The sequence below is a fragment of the Lelliottia nimipressuralis genome (assembly GCF_004115925.1).
In the GTDB taxonomy this organism is placed as follows: Bacteria; Pseudomonadota; Gammaproteobacteria; order Enterobacterales; family Enterobacteriaceae; genus Enterobacter; species Enterobacter nimipressuralis.
Map to the genome: position 1 here is coordinate 1 of NZ_SDDX01000059.1, position 610 is coordinate 610.

Annotated in this window: 1 protein-coding gene; it reads right to left on the minus strand. The window is 46.1% G+C overall.

The window, feature by feature from the left end; translation table 11 throughout:
• Positions 1–362, minus strand: a 362-nt coding sequence (locus ETG88_RS22175; protein WP_206732588.1) for a dynamin family protein, incomplete at its 3' end; no start/stop codon positions are given.
• Positions 363–610: the final 248 nt, after the last annotated feature.

The following is a 610-nucleotide window of genomic DNA, read 5'->3' on the forward strand; positions in this document are numbered from 1 at the left end:
GGCGTATGGCGGATCAGGGTCGGCAGCGCGGTCATCGGGCGGTTGCGGTTTGGCAACACCTCGGTCCCGACGATGGCATTTATAGTGGTCGATTTCCCGGCTTTCATGGTCCCGACAATCGCCAGCACCATCTCCAGACGGGTAATTTTGCGTAATTCGTTATTAAGCATAGAAAGCTGCGTTTCAACGCCACGGGTGCTGAAATGCAGAGGCAGAACATTATTCGTCTCCCCGGTCATCGCAGCGGTGGTGCTATCCAGCACCGCAATCGGCATTGATTTCAGGGCGTCAAGATTCTGCAAAGCAAGTTGCAGAAGCCTTTCCGCTTCCTGGCTTAATTCAAAAATTGTTTGTGTATGCATGATAAAAGCCTTTCCTTAACGCAAATTTATTACTTTTATTTAGCCGGATAGTTTTAATAATGAAATTTCGGCTTTTTAGATTACGCGTGGAAAATATGTTCAATGAATATAAGCGCCTGATGACAAACCGGAATATATTCGGCCTGAAGCGTAGAGCGCTCGTACGCTCCTCTCGACAAAGAAAGCCGAAAGATAATGAGCGTAGACCATTTCTTATGAAGCTATAGGATATATCAAAGTAATTTACC